This window comes from Erythrobacter sp. F6033 (assembly GCF_023016005.1).
In the GTDB taxonomy this organism is placed as follows: domain Bacteria; phylum Pseudomonadota; class Alphaproteobacteria; order Sphingomonadales; family Sphingomonadaceae; genus Erythrobacter.
Map to the genome: position 1 here is coordinate 150,000 of NZ_JALKAZ010000001.1, position 23,385 is coordinate 173,384.

At 54.6% G+C, this 23,385-nt stretch carries 21 protein-coding genes; 12 read left to right on the forward strand and 9 right to left on the reverse strand.

Annotation, left to right across the window (positions count from 1 at the left end; genetic code table 11):
- Positions 1-8: 8 nt before the first annotated feature.
- Positions 9-296, reverse strand: coding sequence for a hypothetical protein (locus MWU39_RS00740; RefSeq protein ID WP_247158067.1), 288 nt, complete (start codon positions 294-296; stop codon positions 9-11).
- A 160-nt stretch (positions 297-456) separates the two neighbouring features.
- Here MWU39_RS00740 and MWU39_RS00745 point away from each other — a divergent pair, with 160 nt between their 5' ends.
- From MWU39_RS00745 to MWU39_RS00760, 4 genes are all read left to right on the forward strand, one after another.
- Positions 457-2,340, forward strand: a complete 1,884-nt coding sequence (locus tag MWU39_RS00745; protein WP_247158068.1) for an asparagine synthase-related protein — start codon at positions 457-459, stop codon at positions 2,338-2,340.
- Between the two features lie 72 nt (positions 2,341-2,412).
- A complete protein-coding gene (locus MWU39_RS00750; protein ID WP_247158069.1) occupies positions 2,413-3,540 on the forward strand; it encodes a methyltransferase in 1,128 nt (375 codons plus the stop codon).
- A complete protein-coding gene (locus MWU39_RS00755; RefSeq protein ID WP_247158070.1) occupies positions 3,540-4,397 on the forward strand; it encodes a hypothetical protein in 858 nt (285 codons plus the stop codon). The genes MWU39_RS00750 and MWU39_RS00755 overlap by 1 nt, the downstream gene beginning before the upstream one ends.
- Entirely contained in the window at positions 4,384-4,665 is a 282-nt protein-coding gene (locus MWU39_RS00760; protein WP_247158071.1) for a PqqD family protein, read from the forward strand. Before MWU39_RS00755 ends, MWU39_RS00760 begins: the two co-directional genes overlap by 14 nt.
- On the opposite strand, the gene MWU39_RS00765 is transcribed toward MWU39_RS00760, so the two are convergent.
- Entirely contained in the window at positions 4,657-6,324 is a 1,668-nt protein-coding gene (locus MWU39_RS00765; RefSeq protein ID WP_247158072.1) for an ABC transporter ATP-binding protein, read from the reverse strand. The two genes, MWU39_RS00760 and MWU39_RS00765, sit on opposite strands and share 9 nt — an antisense overlap.
- Entirely contained in the window at positions 6,321-7,472 is a 1,152-nt protein-coding gene (locus MWU39_RS00770) for a nucleotidyltransferase family protein (RefSeq protein ID WP_247158073.1), read from the reverse strand. Before MWU39_RS00770 ends, MWU39_RS00765 begins: the two co-directional genes overlap by 4 nt.
- A 184-nt stretch (positions 7,473-7,656) precedes the next feature.
- Here MWU39_RS00770 and rfbA point away from each other — a divergent pair, with 184 nt between their 5' ends.
- The 7 genes from rfbA (at position 7,657) to MWU39_RS00805 (ending at position 13,984) form a co-directional block, all read left to right on the forward strand.
- Positions 7,657-8,547: a glucose-1-phosphate thymidylyltransferase RfbA gene (rfbA, locus tag MWU39_RS00775; protein ID WP_247158074.1), complete on the forward strand. Its 891-nt coding sequence runs from the start codon at positions 7,657-7,659 to the stop codon at positions 8,545-8,547.
- Positions 8,544-9,089, forward strand: a complete 546-nt coding sequence (rfbC, locus tag MWU39_RS00780; protein ID WP_247158075.1) for a dTDP-4-dehydrorhamnose 3,5-epimerase — start codon at positions 8,544-8,546, stop codon at positions 9,087-9,089. Before rfbA ends, rfbC begins: the two co-directional genes overlap by 4 nt.
- On the forward strand, positions 9,086-9,943 hold the full coding sequence (gene rfbD / locus MWU39_RS00785; RefSeq protein WP_247158076.1) for a dTDP-4-dehydrorhamnose reductase: 858 nt from the start codon (positions 9,086-9,088) through the stop codon (positions 9,941-9,943). The genes rfbC and rfbD overlap by 4 nt, the downstream gene beginning before the upstream one ends.
- Positions 9,936-10,988, forward strand: a complete 1,053-nt coding sequence (gene rfbB / locus MWU39_RS00790; protein ID WP_247158077.1) for a dTDP-glucose 4,6-dehydratase — start codon at positions 9,936-9,938, stop codon at positions 10,986-10,988. Before rfbD ends, rfbB begins: the two co-directional genes overlap by 8 nt.
- A 168-nt stretch (positions 10,989-11,156) precedes the next feature.
- A complete protein-coding gene (locus MWU39_RS14510; protein ID WP_281501111.1) occupies positions 11,157-11,549 on the forward strand; it encodes an acyltransferase in 393 nt (130 codons plus the stop codon).
- A 7-nt stretch (positions 11,550-11,556) separates the two neighbouring features.
- On the forward strand, positions 11,557-12,759 hold the full coding sequence (locus MWU39_RS00800; protein WP_247158078.1) for a polysaccharide pyruvyl transferase family protein: 1,203 nt from the start codon (positions 11,557-11,559) through the stop codon (positions 12,757-12,759).
- Complete coding sequence (locus tag MWU39_RS00805; RefSeq protein ID WP_247158079.1) at positions 12,752-13,984, forward strand: Coenzyme F420 hydrogenase/dehydrogenase, beta subunit C-terminal domain; 1,233 nt, start codon at positions 12,752-12,754, stop codon at positions 13,982-13,984. Before MWU39_RS00800 ends, MWU39_RS00805 begins: the two co-directional genes overlap by 8 nt.
- A 296-nt stretch (positions 13,985-14,280) precedes the next feature.
- On the opposite strand, the gene MWU39_RS00810 is transcribed toward MWU39_RS00805, so the two are convergent.
- From MWU39_RS00810 to MWU39_RS00820, 3 genes are all read right to left on the reverse strand, one after another.
- Positions 14,281-15,615, reverse strand: coding sequence for a hypothetical protein (locus MWU39_RS00810; RefSeq protein WP_247158080.1), 1,335 nt, complete (start codon positions 15,613-15,615; stop codon positions 14,281-14,283).
- A gap of 90 nt (positions 15,616-15,705) precedes the next feature.
- Positions 15,706-18,336 carry a hypothetical protein gene (locus MWU39_RS00815; protein WP_247158081.1) on the reverse strand — a complete coding sequence of 877 codons (2,631 nt, stop codon included), beginning with the start codon at positions 18,334-18,336 and terminating at the stop codon, positions 15,706-15,708.
- Positions 18,336-18,602 (reverse strand): hypothetical protein, encoded by a 267-nt coding sequence (locus MWU39_RS00820; RefSeq protein WP_247158082.1) that lies wholly within the window; start codon positions 18,600-18,602, stop codon positions 18,336-18,338. The genes MWU39_RS00815 and MWU39_RS00820 overlap by 1 nt, the downstream gene beginning before the upstream one ends.
- Positions 18,603-18,765: 163 nt before the next feature.
- Here MWU39_RS00820 and MWU39_RS00825 point away from each other — a divergent pair, with 163 nt between their 5' ends.
- On the forward strand, positions 18,766-20,028 hold the full coding sequence (locus MWU39_RS00825) for a hypothetical protein (RefSeq protein ID WP_247158083.1): 1,263 nt from the start codon (positions 18,766-18,768) through the stop codon (positions 20,026-20,028).
- A gap of 19 nt (positions 20,029-20,047) precedes the next feature.
- Here the strand turns inward: MWU39_RS00825 and MWU39_RS00830 are convergent, their stop codons facing one another.
- Genes MWU39_RS00830 through MWU39_RS00840 form a run of 3 tightly spaced genes read right to left on the reverse strand, consistent with a single transcriptional unit; the run spans position 20,048 to position 23,369 of the window.
- On the reverse strand, positions 20,048-21,505 hold the full coding sequence (locus tag MWU39_RS00830) for a hypothetical protein (RefSeq protein ID WP_247158084.1): 1,458 nt from the start codon (positions 21,503-21,505) through the stop codon (positions 20,048-20,050).
- The gene (locus tag MWU39_RS00835; RefSeq protein ID WP_247158085.1) at positions 21,502-22,506 is read right to left on the reverse strand and encodes a glycosyltransferase family 2 protein; all 1,005 of its coding nucleotides are present in this window, start codon (positions 22,504-22,506) and stop codon (positions 21,502-21,504) included. Before MWU39_RS00835 ends, MWU39_RS00830 begins: the two co-directional genes overlap by 4 nt.
- Entirely contained in the window at positions 22,503-23,369 is an 867-nt protein-coding gene (locus tag MWU39_RS00840) for a glycosyltransferase (RefSeq protein ID WP_247158086.1), read from the reverse strand. Before MWU39_RS00840 ends, MWU39_RS00835 begins: the two co-directional genes overlap by 4 nt.
- Between the last annotated feature and the right edge of the window lie 16 nt (positions 23,370-23,385).

Genomic DNA, 23,385 nt, shown 5'->3' on the forward strand with positions numbered 1-23,385 from the left:
AGCTGTGTTTATGCGCCGCGGGACTGATTGGGGGCTCTATCGGTTCCAGATCCACCGGACAGCAACACAAGGACCAAAGACGCGGCGAGAATACCGCCAATAATCTCAACCCAAGCGCCAGCGATCTTCTCTTCATCATCATAGACGGCGCCGAAAATCGCACCAGCAGTCGAAGCTTCGGCTCCGTAAACGGTTCCATTATCTCCGGCACGCGTATTGGCTTGGGCGGCAACCGGCGCGACCGCTAGGCTTGCGGTGGCAACGATCAAGGCAAGGCGAGATGCTGTTTTGATCATGGTGTGTGTCCATCTGGCGTAAGGTCTGCAAAGATAGAGTAGTATCTCGAATAACTCAACGGAACCATAACGGTGCGGGATTTGCCGCTCGGGGTATCAGGGCTTATTTCGGTGTAGTGGCGACTTCAGACCTCAATGTGAAGGAACGGGCGAAAACAGCATGACTGGTATTGCAGCCATCTTTGCAGAAGCTCCTTCGACCGCGAAGTTGGGATCAATGATCCAGGTTTTGGCGCACAATCCGCACGACACGTCTGACAATTGGTCGAGCGGCAAGATGGCGCTCGCGGCGTGCAGATTGCCGACTAGTGCCGAAGCATTGGAAGCCAGTCAGCCCTATCGTTCGACAGCCCCCGGATTGGGTTTGGTGTTTGATGGTTTTTTGACGAACTGTGAGGAATTGCGACGCGATCTAAAGAGCCGCGGTGTTCAATTGCGAAACCGTTCTGACGAAGAATTGGTGATACGATCCTATGAGCAATGGGGGGAGGAATGCGCATCACGAATAGAGGGTGAATTCGCTTTTGTTGTCGCCGATTGTCGCCGCCAGACCATGTTCTGCGCGCGCGATCATCAGGGGTTGCGTCCGTTGTTCTACAGCATGCAGGATGGTGGCTTCATCGCCGGCTCAAGCGTCGCCGTTGTATTAGCCGCGCTCGGTAAACAACCGGACTACGACTACGATTTCCTAGCCGAGGCTATGGTTGGTGAAATCCATTCCGTTGATCGCACACCATGGGATGGGATCAAACGCGTCCCATCTGCCCATTCTTTGTCATTCTCCCCTGAACGCACCAGAATACAGCGATACTATTCCCTCCCGGCATCGCCCGTTATTCGTGCGCGATCGGATAGAGATTTTATCGAAGAATATCGGGAGGTTTTGCGTGATGCTGTACGCCGGACGTCTCGGACAAATTTGCCGCTCGCAATCGAAGTCAGCGGCGGCCTTGATTCCTCTGCGGTCTATTGCCTCGCCGTAGAAATGGCGCGCGACCACAAGCTCCTAGCACCGGAGATCAGGGCGTTCACATTGCGCGGTGAAGCACGATCTGTGTCAGACGAAGTCCGTTATGCGAGGGCGGTCACGGAATTCACAAACACCGACCTCCGCGAATATGAATTGTTTCGGCCTGACCTCGATTGGTTCGAGGCAGAGGGTGAAAAAGCCGAGGACCTCCCAACCTATACTAATGCAGCGCAATCGATCCTAATGGCGCAGTCTATGGTCGCGAATGGCTCGCGGGTATTCCTCAATGGAGTGGGAGGGGATCAGTGGCTGGACGGCAGCCACAGATACTTTGCCCAAGCCATCCAGTCGCGCGATGCAAAGCGATTTCTGAGCCATTTGCGGCGAGATATTGAGGCCTATGGCGTTCGCTGGTCGGTACCCTTTGCTCTTAAGGAATTGTTGTTCGCGGCTCTGCCAACGTCTGCTCGTTTGTCGCTAAAGAAACGGCGCGGCGACTTTGGAAAGCTAGTGGCCGATCCTGTGCAATTTCTAGATGCTGGGTTTGCCGATAGAGTGGGGGCGGCAAAGCTCGATTATTTTTCATCCCTGCCAAACGATGACACGGGCAATGCGAATGCCAGAAAGCTTGATGCTTGCGTCAGTCAAAGTGCCTTTGATCTGATGGCTCGGCAACATGCGCGCCTTGGGCTGGAATCGCGCAGTCCGATGCTTACTCGGCAATTTATCGAGTTTACAGCAAGTGTGCCTGAAGATTTGAAGCTTCGAGGTGGTCAGACAAAGTGGCTGCACCGCGAAGCAATGCGCGGACTTATGCCAGATTGTGTTGTGGACCGTGAGGACAAGGCTTCTTTTCCCGAAAGGAAGCATGACCGCGAAATACGTATCATGTGCGAGCCGGAGCGGAATGGCGTCTTACAACCGCTAGTTGATCCGGACGCCTTCCGTGCATTTTGCGCGCAGCGTGAGGAGGACGACATTGATGATCTGTGGGGCTGGCAGTATTGGGGGATATTCCGCACAGTAAGCTTTTTGCGAAATGCGGGCGTAACCTTGGATGCAGGTCGGAACTGAATTGAACGATTTTTTACGCTGTAGGGTTGCAGATCTTGCGCAAAAGCCATTGCGGCTTGGGCCGAACGCAGGATGAGCGATGCCCTGTTTGAACATGTCAGCTATTTGAGTCTGCCGAACCGCAGCGACCTTTATCGTTCTGCCATTTCGACGTGCGTTGCCTCTGGCAGTTCGGTTGCTGATCTAGGGTGCGGTGTCGGAGTTCTAGGCATTTTTTGCCTTGAGGCTGGAGCCAGTCATGTCTGGGGCATCGACAACAGCGACGCGATTCATCTGGCGAACGAGACTATCAAGAACAACGGATTGGAGGCCGAATACACCTGCATAGCTAGCAGTACGTTCCACGCTCAGTTGCCCGATCCAGTCGACGCTCTAATTTGTGATCATGTGGGTTATTTCGGGATCGATTACGGCATCATCGATATGATCCGCGATGCGGCAAAACGGATGTTGAAGCCCGGCGGAACCATCATTCCCGAAAGCCTTACATTGCATGTTGCCGGAGTGAATTCTGACCATTGCCGCGACAAAGCAAGCGCGTGGTCGAAAGATATCATACCTGAGCGTTTTCGTTGGATTGATGAGCAAGCCCGCAACACGACATATTCGCACGATTTTTCACCGGAAGAACTATGCAGTTCTCCAGCAAAATTGGGTTCGGTCAAGTTGGATGCAGACACGCCCGACTACTTTTCATTCGAAGCGGAAATTCTCGTTACGGAAACCGGTCGTTTCGATGGTTTCGCGGGTTGGTTCAACGCTCACCTCGGCGGCGGTGTCTGGATGACCAATTCGCCGCTGGATCCGGAAAGCATAAAGCGCTCGCAAGCCTTTTTCCCGGTTGTTGAGCCTTTCGAAGTGAACGAAGGTGACGTGGTCGCAGTTACCCTGCGAATAAGGCCCGATGGCAATCTGTATGCATGGAATGTTGCGCCTCCGGATGGAGCAACAACACTCAAACAATCGAACTGGGGCAGCACGATATTGACGGAGGGAGATCGCGCTATTGGTGGAAGTGACCCTGTAGTTCTCAATGATCGTGTGAAGGCGCAGCTCTATATCCTTTCCCTTGTCGACGGGAAACGGTCGGGCAAAGAGATTGAAGAGATCGTGGTCCGCGAAAACCCGGATCTATTGCCCAGCCTTGAAGCAACGCGCGATCTAGTCAGGGACGTTCTTCGGCGCAGCGCTGTGTCCTGATGAAGTTGATTGTTCATGAAGTCAGGCACCAAGAGCCGCTCTTAACCGATCCGTATGATCGCTGGCTGGCACCTACTGGTGAGTGCGTGTGTGAATTTCATCGCACACTGTCCGAGTTCGTTCTCAGATTTCCGGACCAAGTCGACTTTCTCGTCAATCTTCAAGCGAGTTCTGTTCAGGCTTGGCCCGCATCCGGCGGTAGCGTTGAAATCGCGAGAAAGTTGTTCGAGAATTCCATTCTTCCGTTGATCGGCAACCACGACGGTGGCTTATTTCTCCATGGGAGCGCTGTCCGGGCCCAGTCGGGCGCTATCGGTTTCTTAGGCTACTCGCGCAGCGGCAAGACGACTTTGGCGGGGGCATTCGCGAAGGCTGGCTGGCCATACATGTCAGAGGACGTGGTTGATCTTCAATCGACGGACGAAGGCTTTTTACTCCGCCCAAAGCGCTCTGCTTTGCGGCTCTTCAAAGACAGTGCCAGCCACCTGCTTGGCCTTGCTCTGGATGGAGTCCAGGGCGATGGAAAACAGAGCGTTGATAGCTCGGATGCAATCCCGTTTTCCGACAAACCCGCCCGCCTTGCTGCGCTCTTCATTTTGGGAGAGGACCATGAAGCTGCGTTATCGATTGAACCGCTGCATGCGTCGGCTGCCTTGCCTCTCTTGATGAAGCATTGTTTCGTGCTGGATGTAGAAGACCGAGGACGCCTGAAATCGCATTTTGGCCGCCTCGCCGATCTTGCAGACAAGGTTCCTGTGTTCCAGCTACACTACCCACGCGAATATCCGATTTTGCCTGAGGTCTGCAATGCAGTGGCTCGTATCGAACAAGGATTGGACCGAGATGAAGCTGAATGATCGATATGCCGCATCTGAAGATGTCGTTGCCCGAGAAGTGAGCGGTGAGACAGTGCTGCTCGATTTGAAAAGCGGCCAGTACTTCGGATTGGATGCGGTCGGCGGCCGGATTTGGGCGCTCCTCACTGATAGGCCGCACAAGCTGGTTGAGTTGTGCGATGCTATCGAGACGGAATTCGAGGCCGCGCGCGATGTGATCGAAAAAGATATGCTCGCGCTCGCGAAAGATCTCGCCCACCGCGAGCTGATTATCGCTCAGTCAGATTGATCCCGTCACGTCGGTCACCGTGTTCGCAGAAACCTTCAAGACGCGATCGGCCAGTGCGAGGCTAGCGGGGCGGTGTGTGATGAGGATGACTGTACGATCTTTCAAAGCATCGATGCAGTCTTCGACAAATGCCGCCTCACTATCGAGATCGTACATGCTTGTCGCTTCATCCAGGATGTAGATCGGCGGATCACGGAACAAGGCGCGCGCTAAAGCCACACGTTGGCCTTGCCCGCCCGATAGGCGGACGCCGTTATCGCCAATTTCGGTTTCAAGCCCTCTAGGCAGTTCAGCGATGAAGCTCTCTGCTTGGGCCAATCCAGCGGCCCGCGCGATCGCGTCTCGGGATTGATCGCTCTCGACCGTCGATTGGCCGAACGCGATGTTGCTTGCGATTGTCCCGTTGAACAGCAGCGGGCGTTGGGGAACATATCCGAATTGGCGGCGCAATTCTTGGACCTGAAACTGTGCGATGTCCTTTCCATCTAACGTTATCTGGCCAGCATCGGGCTGATAATAACGGAGCAACAGTTTCACGAGGGTGGATTTACCGACGCCGTTATCGCCGGTTAGGGCTACGATTTCTCCACGCCTGATCGAGAGGTCAATGCCAGACAGAACTTGTGGCCTAGCAGGGTAAGCAAATTGGACATTCTTGAATTCGATGTCGCCATCCGCTCGCGCCAATCGCTCCCCTTGATCATGACCGGGCTCTGGCTCCATTTCGAGCACAGCTTCCAGCCTTGCCAGTGTTCCCCGAGAGATTTGATAGCTGCCATAGATGTCAGCCAATCCTCCGACCGGCCGCGTTAGCAATGCGGCGTAGAGCAGGAATGCAAACAGTTCGCCCGGTGTCTGGTTGCCGCTATTCAAAGCATCGCTGCCCAGGATGAGGACTGCAATCGCAGCGAGTGCAGCAATCAGCGCGACAAGCGGGGCAATGAAAGCACGTATTCGGACCTGCCGGAATGCGACCTGCTGCGATCGACCAACGGCGTCAGAATAGAAATCACGATGATATTGCTCGACTGCGAAGGACTTTATCGCAGGAACCAACGCAAGATCGTTTTCAGCTGCTGCAAAGACCTCAACTTCGGCCCTTCGCGCTTTGCGGGCTAGTACTCTCAACCTTCTCCCGACCAGTTTCATTGCGATAAAGAATGCAGGGATCAGGATTGGCATCAAGATCGCGACTGTCGGGTCGATAAGGAACAGGAGGATCACTGCACCCGCAGCGGTAACAAGCATTGAAGGAACATTGGTGATCGTTGAGGCAAGAAAGCTGCTTAGATTGCCGACTTCGTAGGTCATCAATGCGAGCACATCACCGCTGCGACGTTTGTCATGAAACGACATCGGCATAAGGTTGACGTGATTGTAGACCTCTTGGCGCAGTTGCGCGAGAATTCTGAGTGAAGCCGCCGACGACGCAATCGTCGCGGCGATGTTCAGCGCAGTAGTCGCGACCAGCGCAGCAACCAACAGAACGATGATGGTCTGCAAGTCTTGCTGAGCGCCCGAGACTATGCTGCCAAGCAATTGACCAGCGAGCCAAGGAATCGCGAGTGTCGCAAGCGCGCTCAACAGCGCCAGACCGCTAATTGTAAGCAACTCTCCGCGAAATTGCTTTGCGCGCTGCCATAGGAATGCAAGCTTCATAGTCGGCGGCCCAGCAACATTTTGAACGTTCCGTCAAGCAAACGGCGAATTTGCAGCGCAAACAATGGCCAATGTCCGTGATCGGGATACCGGCTTTGCATGAAGTGGCGACCGGGCAGAATGTGTTCTGACACAATGCTCAACTTTGAATGCCAATTCTGCGCGGCATGAAGGTCTTGCGACAGGCGTTCTAGCGCGGGCGCGCCATAATAGGATGAAATACGATCGAAACTGCCTTGGCCCATCTCCAATGCTTGCCTTGTTTCCGCAGATATCTGCAAACCCACAGCGCTTTTCGCAAAATCTATAGCTGAGAGCACAGGCTTCGTCGCACTCCAATCATCCGCGATTGCTATCAATGTTCGCCAGTCATGGTCGGAAAAACCAGCCGCCAAATTATGCAGGTCGAGCGCCCAAATAAGCCTGTTGCCGTCGTGAATTTTCTCGCCCTCGACCAGATAGCCGAATGCCTCGTGCCCGTTACGGTTGATGCAAATCTGGATAAAACTATCAAGCGGACCAGCAGCGCGGGCGTTTGGAGACAGTGCAGGCAAATCAATCGCTCGGTCTCGGGGATGATTGCACGAAATCTCCTTGGCGACGGCCATGCTGGAGCTGGTAGCCCAGTGCAGGTCGATCTGGTGTGCAAAACCAGCTTGTGATTGCAGCACCCACGCTTCCTGCAGAAAACGGCGATCAGTGCTCGGTTGGAAACCACTTTGGCGCAGAACTTGGCGAACGAGGTCACGATTGCTGGTTTCGACAAGCAAATCGGTATCCCCTCGTCGTCTCATACCGGGTTCGGAATATACGGAGTAGGCGAGCGCCGTGCCTTTCATCACTAGCGATGGAATTTCAGCTTGATGGAGCCGCTCAATCAGAAGAGCTGTGGCTTTCGCATGATCGGCCTCCCAAACGGCTTGAAGCCTCGCCTCGGTCTTTAGCGCTTCTGCCAACTCTGGCGGCCATCCGTCCAACGTCGCAGCGCTATGGGCAAGAAAAGATGCAATTCCGTGAAACTCTAGGCGGCGGATCGCGCCCGGCACACTTTCGCCCAATTCTTCGGGCCATTGGGGCGCAGTCATCGACCTGAGAATGCTGCGAACACTTTCAGAAAGAAATCGGTCTATGGCTTCGGTGTCTTTCATAGTCTGCCATGTTGCTGCGCGGTCCGAAGCGGAGCATCCAACTATGCGGGACTAAGCTCAATTTGGCCAGCGCAGGCTTTGGCGGCTCTCTGCCGGGATATAACTGTGACAGACCTTGACCGCCCATTCGCCTGCTGCAATGAAATTTGCCTGAAAGTGGCGATCTCTGAAGGGACCAATTGGGATGACATCCGGCCGCAAAGGCATCATTCTGGCGGGTGGTTCCGGCACACGCTTGTATCCGCTGACGCGCGGTGTCTCGAAGCAATTGATGCCGATCTATGACAAGCCAATGATCTACTATCCCCTAAGCACACTGATGCTTGCGGGAATTCAGGACATCCTGATCATCACGACACCTGAAGATGCCGATCAGTTTCAGCGCGTGTTGGGCGATGGCTCAGATTTCGGTGTGGCTCTAAGCTATGCGGTGCAACCCAAGCCGGAAGGGCTTGCTCAAGCATTCCATATCGGCGCTGACTTTGTTTCCGGTCGGCCAAGCGCTCTGATCCTTGGTGACAACATATTCTACGGTCATGGCCTGCCGGATTTGCTGAACGCAGCCGACATGCGGTCAAGCGGTGCAAGCGTGTTTGCGTATCGCGTTACCGATCCAGAAAGCTTCGGCGTGGTCGAGTTTGATAGCGAAGGCAGAGCGATCTCGATTGAGGAAAAGCCGAAAGAGCCGAAGTCGAACTATGCTCTGACGGGCCTCTATTTCTACGATGATACAGTCGCCGAGCGCGCCAGAGGCCTAAAGCCTTCGAAGCGCGGGGAATTGGAAATCACCGATCTCAACCGGCTCTATCTCGATGACGAGGCACTTGCGGTTGAAATAATGGGCCGGGGTTTTGCATGGCTTGATACAGGGACGCATTCGTCTCTGCTTGATGCAGCAAGCTATGTGAGGATCACCGAAGAACGACAGGGTCTCAAGATCGCTTGTCCGGAAGAAATCGCCTGGCGCAAAGGCTTCATCAATGATGCAGAGCTTGCACGGATCGCAGAGCCGCTGCGCAAATCAGGCTATGGCGAGTATTTGCTCCGGCTCTTGGAAGAACCGGTGTTTTTGTGATTTTCCGATCCTGCGACATACCCGGTCCGCTGATCATTGAGCCGCGCGTTTTTGGAGATGAACGCGGTTTCTTTATGGAGACATGGAGCGAAAGCCAGTTTGCGGATGCTGGGCTCGATTTGAAGTTCGTACAGGACAACCACTCCCGTTCGCAAAAAGGCGTGCTGCGAGGCCTCCATTTTCAGAACCCTGGTGCACAGGGTAAACTGGTTCGCGTGACGAGCGGTTCGGTGTTCGACGTCGTCGTCGATCTTCGACGATCATCGGCGCATTTTGGCAAATGGATTGGAGCCGAACTTTCTGCTTCAAACAAACGGATGATCTGGGTGCCAGAAGGTTTTGCTCATGGGTTTTTGACCCTCGAAGATGACACCGATTTTCTATACAAATGCACCGCGCCATACCGTCCTGAAGCAGAGCATACGCTTGCTTGGGATGATAGCACTGTTGCAGTGGATTGGCCGCTGAACGGTATCACGCCAATCATTTCGGACAAAGATCGCCGGGGTCAAACTCTGAGCGATGTTGCGGTATTCCCATGAAAGTCCTGATCACGGGAGCCTCTGGCCAGGTGGGCGGTGCGTTACAGCGCACTGCCCCTGAAGGAGTCCGGATCAGCGCAATTGACGCGGCCCACTGTGATCTGGCCGACCGCGAAGCGCTTCGAACGGTCATTGCCTCTGAACGACCCGATATATTGATCAACGCTGCTGCCTACACTGCGGTCGACAAGGCGGAAAGCGAAGAGGTTTTGGCCCGCGCCGTTAACGCCGATGCAGTCGGAGTGATGGTTGAAGAATTGGGCAGGGTTGGCGGAAAGCTGGTCCACATCTCAACCGACTTCGTTTTTGATGGCTCGTCATCGCGTGCATACCGACCGGAAGATAAGCGGGCACCGGTTTCGGCATATGGACGGACAAAAGCGGAAGGCGAGGACCATCTTCGCGCATCAGATCTGCTGGTGCGAACGGCATGGGTTTATGAGGCCGGCGGCGCAAACTTTGTGCGCAGCATGATCCGATTGATGAATGAGCGGGATGAGCTTGGGATAGTTGCTGATCAAATCGGATCTCCAACTCTTGCCACCGGATTGGCGCGGACAATTTGGGCGCTTGTCGAGCGCGATGCCGATGGCGTGTTTCATCACAGTGATGCCGGTGTGGCGAGCTGGTATGACTTCGCGGTCGCGATCAGCGAGGAGGCGCACGCGCTCGGGGTGATCCAAACCCAGCCGCGCGTGAAGCCAATTACCACTTCAGAATATCCAACCCCCGCACGCAGGCCTGCTTTTTCGCTGCTTGATTGCAGCAAGACACGTGAATTTTTGGCGGATAATCCTGTACACTGGCGGACCAACCTTCGCGTCATGCTCAAAGAGGAAAAAGCTCTTGGCTAATTTGCTTGTTACTGGCGGTGCTGGATTTATCGGCGGCAATTTCGTTCACTATTGGAACGCCAAGCACCCAGATGATGCAATTATTGTCTTGGATGCACTGACCTATGCGGGGAATCGCTCCACGCTCGAGGGTGCCCCGCATTGCGATCTTGTAGTTGGTGACATTCGTGACACGGCGCTCGTGGAGAAAATCCTGCGTGAGCGAGACTGCGATACGATTGTCCACTTTGCAGCAGAGAGTCATGTAGACCGCTCAATCGAAGGACCAGATGCCTTCATCGACACCAACATTCTTGGCACCAATAGCTTGCTTAAGGCTGCTCGTGCGGTTTGGTTGGGCGGTTCTGGCAAAGACCATCGGTTCCATCACATATCAACCGACGAGGTCTTCGGATCTTTGGAGATGAATGATCCTGCGTTCAGTGAGACAACCCAATACGCACCTAACTCACCCTATTCTGCGTCAAAGGCAGCATCAGATCACCTCGTCAGGGCATACCATCACACTTACGAGCTTGAAGTCACCACCAGCAATTGTTCCAACAATTACGGCCCATTCCAGCATCCGGAAAAGTTGATCCCGCTATTCCTGCTCAACGCGCTTTTCGGCAAAAACCTTCCAATCTACGGTGACGGCATGAATGTGCGTGATTGGCTGCACGTGGAAGACCATTGCCGTGGGATTGAGGCGTGCCTTCAAAACGGGAAGCCGGGCGAGACTTACAACATCGGCGGAGGTGCAGAGCTTGCCAATATGGCGGTGATTGATGCGATTTGCCGCGAGGTTGATCTCGCGTTTCAAGAGGTTGAAAGTCTGGATAGTCGATATCCCGACGCACCTGCTGCTAAGGGCGGAAAAAGTAATAGCCTCAAGTCGTTCGTGAAAGACAGGGCAGGGCACGATCGTCGATATGCTATCGATGAGACAAAGGCCCGCCGCGATCTTAGCTATCAGGCGCAACATGGTTTTGATGAAGGTTTGCGCCAAACACTGCGTTGGTATCTTGAGCATGAAAGCTGGTGGGAACCGCTTCTAGCCCGCTAGGAAGATGAAAATCAGCGGCTGATCGCGGATGCAGGGTGTGAAAAGGAAAGGAGACAAAAGATGAGCTTTAGCCTCAGCAGGCTCTCTTTCTTGCGCCGACTTCTCACTGGAGCTCGGCTCAAATTCTTTCGATCGGTCATGAAGATGGACATTCATCCGAGCGTGGAAATGTCGCTGAGCGCGAAGCCTGACGCGACCTTTCCGCGCGGCGTTCACATCGATGAGTGCACCTATGTTGCGTTCAATGCGCGTATTATGACCCACGACCGGACTAGAGGGCTCTATGTCCATACCAGGATTGGAAAGAACTGCTTCATCGGCGGAGAGAGTTTGATCTTGCCCGGTGTTGTGATTGGCGACAATTGCGTGGTTGGCGCCGGAAGTGTGGTTACGAGAAATGTTCCTGAACGCTCCATTGTCGCGGGCAATCCAGCAAAGATCATCCAGAGCGATATCGAAGTCGGCGCTTACGGTCGCTTTATCGCTGCGGATGTTACCGAACGAGAATTGCGTGAAAGCGACCCCGCAGCTGGCGCCTTGCCTGATCGAATGAAGCGTTAAGGATCTTATGCAGCGAAAGCCGCTTCATATCGGTTTGCTTTGGCACTCCTGTTTCAATGAAAACCTCGGTGTTGGCGCACTTACCGTAGCCAATGCCAACCTCATTGGCGCAGCGGTTGAAAAGGCCGGAATGCAACCTGTTTTTCATTGCCTCGGTGTGCGCGGGACATTCGATTACAGCCATGAGGTCGGATACCAATGTGACTTCACCAATGTCGGCTACAAGGCGCTGGCGAACCCGTTTTCGGACCTGCATCGAGCTATTCGGCGATGCGACATCGTTTTCGATATTGGGGGCGGAGATAGTTTCTCGGATATCTATTCTGCGCGCCGGTTCCAGCTGATAATCGCGTCAAAGTTTGCGGTAAGACTACACGGTGTCCCGTTGGTGCTTAGCCCGCAAACGATCGGGCCATTTCACACACGGACCGCCCGGCTAGAGTCTGCTTTGGCTCTAAAGCCTGCCAAGCATGTGTTCGCCCGCGACGAACCATCTTTTCGAGTTTTAGCTGAACTGGGGCTAAAGGACCGGGCGTCTATCACTACCGATGTGGCGTTCGCACTGCCTTTTGAGGCCTCTCTGCAAAAGGGTGAGCGCGACCTAGCGGATGGACCGATCAAAGTCGGCCTCAATGTGTCCGCGTTGCTCTACCGCCGCGACATCGCGAAAGGTGACCGGATCAGCCTCTCGGCCGACTATCCAGCTCTTATTGATGCGATGATCGACCGGATTCTGCGTGCCCCGCGTATCGAGTTGCACTTGGTCCCACATGTCCTGGCTGAAGCAGCCCCGCACGAAGATGACTATGCGCTAGCCGAGGCGCTGGCGGAGCGTTTCCCGCAGGCTATTTTGCCGCCGCGCTTTTCCGGCCCATCCGAGGCGAAATCGTATATTGCTGCGCTCGACCTTTTCGCGGGTAGCCGCATGCACGCGACGATCGCGGCTCTATCTTCAAACACAGCAGTATTGCCTCTGGGGTATAGCCGGAAGTTTAGCGGACTATTTGGTTCGCTCGGCTATGATTGGAATTCGGACCTGACCACCGAGGCCAACGAGACCGTTTTGTCACGGCTGGATGGCGCACTTTCCGACCTCCCATCCTTACGCAATGAAGCGATGGTGGCGAATTTGGAGGCCCATCGGAGGCTGAAGTCGTACACCGGATACCTCGACAAGGTGTTTACCGAGCTGGCGGCAGAGCGTGTTTGATATTGAGCAGATCAAAGCATCGGGGTTGTGCTCAGGGTGCGGTTTATGCGCCGGGATTGGTAATCAGGATCAACCCGGCATCGAGATGGGCCTTTCAGAGCAGGGGTATCGGCGTCCAAAACGCATCGGGGATGTCAGCGCGGATCACGCAAGGAAGATCGATCAAGTTTGCCCGGGTGTAAACATCCGACATGAACCCGAAAGCTTCGAGGCGACATACAGTCCGACTTGGGGGCCTGTGATCAAGGCGCGGCTTGGTTGGAGCAGCGATGAAGCTCTGCGGTATAAAGCGTCTTCGGGAGGAGGGCTTTCGGCAATCCTGCTTCATCTGATTGAATCAGGTGAGATCGACTATGTTCTGCAGACCTCCGTTGCTGCTGATTCTCCGATCCGCAACGCCATCACAGTTAGCTCGGACCGAGAAGGCGTTATGCTTGCGGCGGGTTCGCGATATGCACCGTCTTCACCTTTGGAAGACATCGGATCAAGGCTGGATGAGCCAAGGCGCTTCGCATTTGTGGGCAAACCGTGCGACGTCGCGGGCCTCCGGCAGCTTGCGAGGCACGATCCTCGCGTCGATGAAAAAGTGCCCTTCATGATTTCATTCATGTGCGCAGGCGTGCCAAGCTACAGTGGTACATCCGATTTGCTTGAGCAGATGGGCGTATCGGATGAAAGCGAAGTCGAAGCTTTCCGTTATCGCGGAGAGGGCTGGCCAGGCAATGCGACTGCAAAGATGAAGGATGGCAGCACGCGGTCGATGGATTACGACACGAGCTGGGGGCGCATCCTGAACCGCCATCTTCAATTCCGCTGCAAGATATGCGCGGACGGGATCGGAGAATTTGCCGATATCGTGTGCGCTGATGGCTGGTATTGCGATGCGGATGGCAATCCGATGTTCGACGAAAACCATGGACGCAGCATCGTGTTGACGCGCACCAACCGCGGCGAAGCGCTGGTTGCGCGTGCTATCAAGGCTGGCAAGTTAGTCGCGGAGCCTGTCGAGTTGGAAGAAATCATCAAGATGCAACCATACCAGTCCCTCAGAAAGGGATTGGTCTTCTTTCGATTGGCAGCGTTGGCTCTATTGAGAAAACCGCGCCCGCGTTATGAGAAACTTGAGATGCTGTCAGGCGCGCGCGCGTTTGGAGTGGTGGCAGGGCTACGCAATTTCTTTGGTATGCTGCGCAGATCGCTTAGTGATCGTGGGCCGGCCAAATGATCAAAGCGGCGGGCTTGGCACCGCCACTATGCCGAATGGCTTCACAGGACCGGGCTCTTCCAAACGCTTATCTTTGAGCAACTGCGTGGACGTCCTGTGCGTATGCTGGTTGCGGCACTGACAGGCTCTAGTTGCCGGCAAAACCCCTCAAGATGAGCAGAAGTGGATCTCCGATAAGCCCGCATGCAGCTCTGAAAGCTGGCCATAGATGCCTGAGACTATCGAATACAAATCAGGACGATGGAAAGACCATCCTGGTTTCTTTCGGATGCCGTCGTTTTGGAAAAGGGCTGCGATCAAGCCTTGGCCACCCCGAGACCAATTCCCAGCCTCCATCGGACCAGGCAAAACGCCGCAACATATCGTCCGACCAGAGCCACAGCGATGCAGATCGTCAACCCGATCAAGCCGCCGTACAGAGCCGAGAGCGGTGCCGCGATGAGCAACAGACCTGTGGCTACTATCGAGAGTGCGAGATTGGCTCGCTCGTTCCCTGACATGGCAAGTACAATTCCATATGGCCCGATCAACACGGCGAGAAGGTTCGCAACGACCATGATCGAGATGACCCGCTGAGCGGCAACAAATTCTGGCCCTATCTGCGCCAGAATGAACTCGCCGCCAAAGAGAATGAGAATGGTCATTGGAACAGCGACAACAGCTCCAGCCTTGACCGATGAGCGAGCAAGGCGTGCCACTTCTTTGGTGTCATCCGCATGAAAGGCCGCGCTGATCTGAGTGGAATACACCGACCAGATTGTGGCTGACATCATCAGCAGGATACCAGAGAGCTGAAAGCTTACCCGATACAAGCCAGCATCGGCTGCGCTCAACACCCGTGCCGCAACAGCGAGGCCGTACCATTCAGACATTGCCAGCGCGAGACCTGCCCCCCATAGCGGCAGCGCGGAAGTGATGATTGAACGCATCGGCACCGAAGTCGCATTTGCGGCACGCGAAACATTCATCCGCAAAAGCGCAAGCCCTGTTCCAACAGACATGAGCCCCCCAATAGCTGCAGCCCAAAGGGCTGTCTTGATGCTATCCGCAAGTCCAGTCGCAAGAGCAACGGCGCTGGCTGCGGGGACAAATACTGTTGCTACTGCAAGGCCGAGAGTGAACTGGTGCTGTGAACGCAATAGCCCTCCAAGCAATTGGCCTCCGCCCCTTCCGATCAACAGCAGGCAGAGGACGAGCAGGAAGTCTGCGGTCAGCACATCCCCGAAAAAGAACTTCCAGTTGCTCGATGCTCCGACTGCGAAGACCAACGTCAGCAGGAATATCATTCCAAAGCCAAGGGAGAGAAACCGAAGCATGAATGAGAGCGCCAGCGGCTTGTTGTCGGAGGCTGTCCTAGAAGCATGGCGCACTATGCTGACGTCCAAACCCAAGAGGCCTGCGGTAGCGAGAAGCATCGCCGTTTGAGTCGCGAGCGCGTATCGCCCTGTTGCAGCCGCTCCGAAATTGTTGCCGATCAAATATGTTACGGCAAAGCCAGCGAGCACGCCCGCACCGCGAACAGCAAGAGCGCCGAAAAGCGAGCGTCGTTGGCTAACGGTTCCGCCAAAAAATGCGGAAAGCTTGGCGGCAAAGCCCGTATTCGGATTTCTTGGAGTGCCTTGCCCGGTCATCGCGGCAGCTTGCAACAAAACCCTCAACAGTGCGACCGATTTGTACCTTTGCTCATATTCATGGATGCGATTGATTGGCCGCTCTTCAGCCTAAAAAGGTCCGCCTCTGTGCCACGGATCGTTGTTTGAATTCGTGGCAATATTGCCGATGGATTTATGGAGAGTATCGTCAAAGTCGACTTCCAAATCGGCGATCTCAGTTGCGCTGGGTACAGCGTTTCCGCCTGCGCTTGTTGCCAGGAAAGACACCTCTCTCGTAGCTTGAAACACGCCATTGCCTTTTGATGCAAATGGAGTGATCGTAGCCGAACCATTGACGGTCACGGTCGTTTGTTTGGTAACCTGGTTCACGTCACACTCGATATCGAGCCATTCGCCGGCAATGATCGTCGCAAGAGGTGCTACCTCAGCATTGTTGAGCATTTTAGCTCCGGTGCCGTCTTCGATCACAGCATTGATACTGCCGTCAGATTGCAGCACGAAATCGCATGCGGTGCTCTCCTGCGCGAAGAGCTTGGCCCCCGCCAGTGAAGCGCCAGCGGGAAACTTGAATTTTCCTCGGAATGTGATGCGCGTCGTTTGAGGTGGGACATTGGCCGGATCGACAAAGTATCCGGCAGGTTCGCCCTGAGTGAGGTATTCGCCAGGTGTGGCCGCTACAGTCGGCGCGGAATATGCTTCCCGTGCTACGGGCCATTCGGAAGCAAACGGCCCAACTCCTGGGTTCGCGGGGTCCCATACCTTGCCATTTGCGTCACGGCGGAGGTTCTCAGCTGGAAACCAGCTCTCAAGCGTAGAGATGATCGCAGTGACGTTTTCGCCAACGGCGGTGTTCAGAGGCGATCCAACTCGAGAGCGCCAGTCGAAATTCGGAGCATTTGCATGTACTGCGTTTTCGCCATCCGCCTTGGCCAGCACTTCGCTGGCATCGCCAACTGTGCTCGAATTGGTGAGGATATTGCCTTTGCGTTCAACAATTCCGCCCGTGTTGACGATGGCGGGCGTGACGCAATTGTATATGGCCCATGGCATAATATCGCGACCAACCGTGATGCCGCCATTGCCCGTTGCTCCGCGCCTATCGGGCATGTCAGGGATCCAGCAGTTTATAAGGCCCCCGCCTTCACCGATATTGGGTTGATCGGTGCCACCGGAATTGGATTGGTCAACGTATCCGCGCCCGTCAGTCGCCGGGCTGAAGGTGCTGTGCAGAAAGTAAATGTTCGAGGATCGTTGATTGGTACCGTACCCTTCATAAAGGCGGTCGCGAGCACGCACGCCTCCTTGAAAATTGAGCACCACGCATTTGTCGCAACCGTTATAGAAATTGATCGCATTCGCGTGCCCACCGCCGCTTGTTCGCAGCGCGCGAATATCTGTCATTACGCAGTTACGCACTCCAAACATGCGGAAACCTGTTTGTGACAGGTCCTGCGCCAGACAGTTGCGAACACGATAGTCAAAGAGGGGCTTGTCGGTGGCTGCGATCGTTTGCAGCCCAAATCCAACTCCGTCGCGGAACGTGACATTCTCGATCTCGACGCCTTGTTCCTGAAATTTCAGCTCCAACCCTTTTTCGCCTGCAAACAAACGGATTTGGCAGTGTTTGATCGTTGCTGTGTTGCCGGTGAGATCGCTCAGGCCGTCGATTCCAAGGGGAAGGCCGCCATTCTCCTCTCCGGCGAACATCTCAAAGTTGATCCCTTCGATAGTGCATAGAGTGTTTGAAAGGGCGCGATAGATACGCATGCCGCGTGTTCGCACGGCAATTTCCATGCGATCTATCAGGTTCTGTGGGTCGCGCGGCCACGCATAGAAAGTGACAGTACCGTCACCATTTTCACGGTAGCCCCATTGGCCTTTTTGCATTGATGGTAAGACATTGAGCAATGCATAGGCGCCATTTACGCCCGTAGAATTGGGACGGTAGTCGCGGGGTTCGAGTTGCAGGACTTGGCCCGATACATCCGTGATTTCCTGGAAATACGCGATATTGGGAAACGCATAGAGCACTGCGGTGGTTTGGCGCAGTTGAGCGTCGGTGAATGGACCAAGCATCGAAGGGTGCGTGATCGTGTCGTAATACGTCGCATCGCGAAGACCGAATGCCAAGTCAGCGTGATCTGCTTCGCTAACGGTCTGATCGATATTGTCGAAAAAGAAATCAGGAATAGAGCGCTCGCCTCGGCGCAGTCCGCAAATGTTCAATGCTGAACCAGCTTCCGACAATAGCGTCCGCCAATATTTCGGTGCTGGAAAGTCGGCGGAATTCACAGTGACTTTGTGAATCTCCGACCAATTGGCGCCCACTGCGTCGGCGTCACTAATGTCGCAGTTCGTCCAGCCTGTCAGCCGCTCCGCTCCGGATATGACTGGTCGGTCCGTTCCAAATGCTTTGATTGCAAGGCTCGACGGCCCTGTACCATTCCAGATGTAGTCGACCTCTTCGCGATAGCGGACACCGTGTCCCATGATGTGGATCGTTTGATCCCCACCCGATGCGTCAGCGGCGGAAAGGGCGGCTCCAATTGTGGCGAAGGGCGCGCTGCTCGACATGCCTGAATTGGTATCCTTGCCACTCACTCCATTGACAAACCAGTCGCCATCAATGCCGGCATCAAAGCTTGCTGATTGGCCATAGGATATGCCGGAAAACAAAGTGCCAAGACTGCCCGCACGGGCGTTTTTGTGGGCTTGTTGAACAAGAGAGCGGCCAATCATTACGCGCAGGCTACGATGTCTGTTGCAGTTGTTCCGCTTGCGCGGACAAATTGCGCTCGCACATACAGGTAACCGCCATCAGGAACATTGATGAATGTGACGTCAGACGAGGCATCCATCGTCCGCAGCGCGACCGCGCCGCCTGTGCCAACGTAAAGATATTTGGGCACTGATTGTAGGGCGGTGAGGTCATCTGGCACGACAGCAAACGCGTGCTCGCTAGGGGTCAGAGACGATTGAGCGAGGGAATCGAATTCATCAGACATGGAGGATCCTTTGGTTGAAAGATTTCAAGCCGATGAACCATATTGGTTAGTTGTAGGAAAATGGTTTTTCTGAAATTTGCTCGAGACCGCTTAGGTCGAGAAGGTGCTTTAAACTCGTTCAAAAGGCGATTACTCTCGCAGCGTGCAGCCCACGTCCCGATCAGTGGCTTTTAAGCCCCCTTCAGTGCTTTTAGAGCGCTGGAAGGCTGCCGAATTGCTACCGGTTACGTTGCTTTCGGTGCTGGTTTACACGCTCCTCATCCCGGCGCAGTTCAACGTCACAATCAGTAGTATCTATCTCTCGCCATTCCGGATTTTCCTTATTGCGTCGACGGGGGTTTTGATCGTTCGTGCAGCGCAGGGACGTATCCAATTCGCGCTTCCTGATCTGTTCATTATTCTTGCCGCGGCTTGGATTTGGATTGCTTCCTATATGACGAGCGGCTCGATGCTTACATCAGCGGTGCAAGGCGGTGCGCATACCGTTGATATGGCGGTTGCCTACTTTCTCGCACGAACGAGTATTCAATCGCCGCGCGACTTCAGGATCTTTTTGATCCTAATTGCTCCCGGAATTGCGTTCACAAGTGCAATCGTTGTCGCAGAATCGATCACGCATACGCGAATTTTGCAGCCACTCGCCTCTGCGTTGACGGGCGTTCCTAACACGCTACGAGATGAAGTGCGTTTGGGCCTGATGCGCGGCGCGGCGTCGTTTCCTCATCCCATTTTGGCTGGGATTTTTCTGGCCAGCTTCCTGCCGCTTTACCTGATGGCCGGGCTGCGTGGTTGGCCAAAATATGTAGGAATTGGAGCCTCGCTGGGCGGGATATTCACGATGAGTTCGGCGGCTCTTCTCGGCCTTATTGTCGGTGGATTTCTGAGGGCATATGATTGGCTGTCGACCAAGATTTTGAATTTCAGCTGGCAGGTATTCCTGTTCTTTGCTGGTCTGGCCTATGCCATCGTTGAGTTGACCAGCAACACCGGATTTTTCGGCCTGTTGGTGCGCTATGCGTCGCTCAACACCGTTTCAGCTTACAACCGCGTCTTGATCTGGGAGTACGGCACAGACAACATAGCGCGCAATCCATGGTTCGGGATCGGTTATGGCGATTGGGACCGCCCATCTTGGATGCATTCTGATTCTTTCGATCACTTTTGGCTGATCATGGCATTGCGGTTCGGATTGCCCGAGGCGATCTTGTTGATTTGCGCGACGCTGATCGCGATAATTATGGTCGCGTTGAGATCACGGAATATGGCCCCAGGAGACGCGCAATTGATGCGCGGGATGGCGATCTCTCTTGCGGTACTTGCCTTGGGCGTGAACTCGGTTTCACTGTGGCTTTCAGCGCTTGTTTGGTTTTTCGTCTTGTTGGGCATCGCCGTGACGTTAGGCCAATATTCGCCAAATCGCAGGTAACCAGAGTACGGACTGCCGACTAGACACTTGATGCGACAATCTGCTTGAGCTTTCTGAAGACGCGGCCTGGGTTCATCAACGCCAGTTTCGCTCGGTGAACGTGATCGCGAAAATCGCCAAATTGGTTAATGGGAATATCGAGCAATTCCGGCCATTGGCGGAGAATCAGGGTTTCGATGATCCCATCCTTCCTTTTCAATGCGGGCGCGACCGAAAGCAATCGAGCGTATTGACGGTACGAGATCAGAGGATGGATTGAGCGCGGCGAGGATTTTGCCCGCGGTTGGGCAAAGGCCCATGGCCCCATTCTTAACTCTAGATATGCAAGATCTAGAGTCTGAAATGCGTCCAGCCCATCAGGCAGACCTTCAATCCAGCGCGTCGTCGCTTCCATATTTGCTTGATTTCGAGGCAGCTTTAGCCGCGCCAGCACAAACCCTGCGTCGATATGGCTTTCAGCGACGAGATCATCGGGCCAGAGAAATCCTCGCCCAAATTCTCCACCAAGTCCGCCGATAAGGTACTTTTCAGAAAGCGAGAGGATCGATGGGAAAAAGTCTTTGTTGGCACCTGCCATGGCGTGTCCTGCGCCGATCAGCCAAGTTTGTTTGTCCTGATGATTGGCCTCAACTCTTGGGATGATTGCATGCTCAAGGTTGGCGGTCGCGGCGAGTTTCGCAGCGAGATGACCGTCCAGCGAATTCGGATAGTCGATCGTAACGAATGTGTGCGCGCCTGCCGATGTCTTTAGGGCGGCCAAAAGTGCGCGCGTTTCCTTTCCTCCCGTCAGGCATATCGCTGCGCTTTTGTGCGTGTCGAGCGCCCTGACCGTAGCGCTAATGTCAGAAGCGATCGCATCGACGACAGGACCAATGTTTGTCACATAGGTCGGCAAATCCAATGAAATACGCTTCGGGACAAAATCCGAAGTGGTCATCCCGTGGTTGGGCAGCAGCCGAAAGATCCCGGAATGTGCTGTTAGACCGCCTGTGAACCAGCCATCTTCATCGACGCGATTGGCTGCGCGATCTTTGGCGTTGAGGCGCGCGGAGTAATCGTCGCCTACCAGAAGAAACGAATGCGAAGCGATCTGGCGCAACTTGGGATCGTACACCACACCGACCGTAGCGTCGGCATCGGGACGCAACTCAATTTCACTGTCATGATCAAAGATGCAAAGCCAACTTCCCGCGCAACGCATCGCGATCGCGCTCCACGCTGTTTCCACGGTTTCGCAGTCGTGGAGAATGAGCGCTTCATCGCAGACGGAGCTGGTCTCGAGGTCGACCACGACACCGATCAGCCAACCGATCCGTTTTCCTGCGCACGTGATGTCGATGACAGGTACATCGTCATCGACTGCCAGGGTCCAAGATGAACCCAGCGGGATCTCGCGCAGTTCTTTGGGAGCCAGGCCGGGCGCTGAGATAAGAAACTTGCCAGCGATTGATTCAAATGGAGTGGTTCGCGCTGTCATTGTTTGCCGTCTGGATTGCTCGAGCGCGCGGAGACTTTATCATTCTGTGCCTCAAGCTGCCGAAGTAAGCCTCGTTCTGGATCATAGCCATATCGCCATAGAGTAGGGCGCAGTGCGATATCTCGGTGGCCATTGGCAACATTTGCCAGATGCGGTGTCCAAGCACCAAGCAGACGTCCGATCAAAAGCCGTTGCAGGGCACCTGCCCAAATCAGAAAGAATGCTAGCCATTGCCGCAACGTGTTCCAATGGATGCGAGCAAACTGCATTGTCCCAGCCGCCCGATACAGCATACGAGTGTGTGATATCAGTTCACCATGCCCGATATCGTGGTAGGCCCGTGCCTCGGTAATTCGCCAAAACGAATGCCCTTCAGCCGCCAAGCGGTAAAACAAGTCGACTTCTTCGCAGTACAGGAAGTATCGCTCATCCATACCGCTGGCTTTATCCCATGCATTGCGAGCGAACATTGCAAAGCTGCCGCTGAGCACGGGAACTTTAGTGTCTTTGGCCGTCCCCTGTATCGCACCGTGATTCGCGCGAGAGCGACCGGTCAGCCTGCTTGTTAGCTCTCGTAGTGATGGAATGTGCACGCGGTTGCCCAAGTCGGGATTTCCATTGCGATCAAGCGTGACACCGCCCCAAGCCGAAGCCTCGGCGTGACTAGAGGTCGCCGATATGAGGGCATCAATTGCTGACGGTTTCAGAACCACATCCGGATTGAGCAGCAGAAGATACTCGCCAGTGGCCAAATCAGCGAGCCGGTTATTGGCGGCTGCAAAACCAATATTTCCCAAGCCTGGAAGGATTGTAACCTCCGGAAATGCCCCTGCCACCAATGTTTCTGTTGACCCGTCACCATTGTCGATGAACAGGGTCTCATAGCTAGACTGTGTGCAAGCTTTCGGGATCGCGCTGATGCATGGCAATATATGCTCTGCGGAGTTGTAGCCGACGATCAGGATGCTGATTTTGGGCGATGTGGTTTTTACTTGGGTCATGCTCGCCTGGAACTCTGATCCGTTGACCATGCCGTTTTCCTGCCCAGTAACCTTTGTGTACCAGCAACCGCGCGGGCACACAGCTTGATTGCAAAGAAGACAAAGATGTCGGTAATTGCACTGCCGCTCTTGATGGCTGTCCGCAGACCTCCGCTACTCTTTTGTAAGGTGCCATGGGGGCTTGGGTGCTGGACGAGCACCTCGGCATTGCCGAATTGCTTGCGTACCTCAACCCCGATCAGCTCGACTACCCCGGCAGGTGGCCGAACTACGGTAAAGACCGGATCGCCTGCCTTGTCTCGGTCGACATAGTGCTTTTGATCAGGTGCAAACCGTGTGTGAATCCAGATGTCGTCGCCGACGATGTCGGGAAACTCACCAACTTCCTCGCACGCTAAGCGTGAGAGGGCGTAGCAACCAGCGCCACCGTTTCCACTGCTCGCATAGGGTTGGCGAAGCCAAACTCGGTAATAGGCTTCAACCAACCAATCTGAGTGATCGAGGCGCATCCGAATTGCTGGAGAGGCAGCCATGCCTCCGGTTGTCTCTAGCTCATTCACCAACGCCATGATGGACGAATAGCTGCATTCGATGTCTGCATCGAGATAGATGCGTGGGTAATGGCTTGCGATTGCGTTTGCGGCATTGATTGCGCCTGTTTTCGATCCCCTTTCGAGATCAAGTATTATGGCCTCAGGGGCAGTCTCGCCGGCAATCCGAACTGTCGCATCACTACACCCGTTTGCAGCAACGATGATTTCCATTCCGTGGTCATGCGGGGCGGTTTCAAGGAGACAGTTAAGGCAGCGCGCAATCACTGCCTCTTCATTGAAGGCGGGAATAATGACCGTGCAGCTCGTCACTTTTTCCAATGCAATC

Excerpts from the sequence above, each read along its gene's own strand:
- MWU39_RS00810 (WP_247158080.1), bottom strand. The coding sequence starts at position 15,615 with ATGACCGGGCAAGGCACTCCAAGAAATCCGAATACGGGCTTTGCCGCC.
- MWU39_RS00760 (WP_247158071.1), top strand. The coding sequence starts at position 4,384 with ATGAAGCTGAATGATCGATATGCCGCATCTGAAGATGTCGTTGCCCGA.
- MWU39_RS14510 (WP_281501111.1), top strand. The coding sequence starts at position 11,157 with ATGTCGCTGAGCGCGAAGCCTGACGCGACCTTTCCGCGCGGCGTTCAC.
- MWU39_RS00740 (WP_247158067.1), bottom strand. The coding sequence starts at position 296 with ATGATCAAAACAGCATCTCGCCTTGCCTTGATCGTTGCCACCGCAAGC.
- MWU39_RS00770 (WP_247158073.1), bottom strand. The coding sequence starts at position 7,472 with ATGAAAGACACCGAAGCCATAGACCGATTTCTTTCTGAAAGTGTTCGC.
- MWU39_RS00820 (WP_247158082.1), bottom strand. The coding sequence starts at position 18,602 with ATGTCTGATGAATTCGATTCCCTCGCTCAATCGTCTCTGACCCCTAGC.
- MWU39_RS00835 (WP_247158085.1), bottom strand. The coding sequence starts at position 22,506 with ATGACCCAAGTAAAAACCACATCGCCCAAAATCAGCATCCTGATCGTC.
- MWU39_RS00765 (WP_247158072.1), bottom strand. The coding sequence starts at position 6,324 with ATGAAGCTTGCATTCCTATGGCAGCGCGCAAAGCAATTTCGCGGAGAG.
- MWU39_RS00830 (WP_247158084.1), bottom strand. The coding sequence starts at position 21,505 with ATGACAGCGCGAACCACTCCATTTGAATCAATCGCTGGCAAGTTTCTT.
- MWU39_RS00800 (WP_247158078.1), top strand. The coding sequence starts at position 11,557 with ATGCAGCGAAAGCCGCTTCATATCGGTTTGCTTTGGCACTCCTGTTTC.
- MWU39_RS00745 (WP_247158068.1), top strand. The coding sequence starts at position 457 with ATGACTGGTATTGCAGCCATCTTTGCAGAAGCTCCTTCGACCGCGAAG.
- rfbA (WP_247158074.1), top strand. The coding sequence starts at position 7,657 with ATGACATCCGGCCGCAAAGGCATCATTCTGGCGGGTGGTTCCGGCACA.
- MWU39_RS00815 (WP_247158081.1), bottom strand. The coding sequence starts at position 18,336 with ATGATTGGCCGCTCTCTTGTTCAACAAGCCCACAAAAACGCCCGTGCG.
- MWU39_RS00750 (WP_247158069.1), top strand. The coding sequence starts at position 2,413 with ATGAGCGATGCCCTGTTTGAACATGTCAGCTATTTGAGTCTGCCGAAC.
- rfbD (WP_247158076.1), top strand. The coding sequence starts at position 9,086 with ATGAAAGTCCTGATCACGGGAGCCTCTGGCCAGGTGGGCGGTGCGTTA.
- MWU39_RS00755 (WP_247158070.1), top strand. The coding sequence starts at position 3,540 with ATGAAGTTGATTGTTCATGAAGTCAGGCACCAAGAGCCGCTCTTAACC.